Origin of the sequence: Flavobacterium cupreum (genome assembly GCF_003996965.1) — a bacterium.
Taxonomy (GTDB): Bacteria; Bacteroidota; Bacteroidia; order Flavobacteriales; family Flavobacteriaceae; genus Flavobacterium; species Flavobacterium cupreum.
This window is the reverse complement of the sequence record NZ_QWDM01000082.1, coordinates 1-430: the sequence shown is the minus strand read 5'-3', so window position 1 is coordinate 430 and position 430 is coordinate 1. Positions and strand designations below refer to the sequence as shown.

The window sequence follows — 430 nt, the reverse complement described above, 5'->3', positions numbered from 1 at the left end:
GCAATGAAACGGAATCTGCATCTACTCGTCATCGATCCGCAAAACGATTTTTGCGATCTGCCGGAAGGGTACCGCCCTGCCGATGCGCCCGCATCCGGACGGAACGCCCCTGCGCTGCCGGTGCCGGGCGCGCACGCCGATATGTTGAATGTGGCCGAATTGGTCAACCGCGGCCGGGCCGGGCTCTCCGGCATCAGCGTGACGATCGACTCGCACCACAGGCTCGATATCGCCCATCCCGGTTTTTGGACCGATGGCGCAAAACAGGAAGTGCATCCCTTCACGCAGATAACGGCCGCCGATGTGCGGGCCGGGCGCTATCTGCCGCGCGATCCGGCGGCCTTGCCGCGCGTGCTTAATTATCTCGAGACGCTCGAGGCGGCGGGCCGTTACAGCCTCATGGTCTGGCCCGTCCATTGCGAGATTGGCA

Annotated in this window: 1 pseudogene; it reads left to right on the top strand. The window is 63.7% G+C overall.

Annotation, left to right across the window (positions count from 1 at the left end):
- Positions 1–430, top strand: a pseudogene (locus D0817_RS26730) (cysteine hydrolase); the annotation flags it as partial.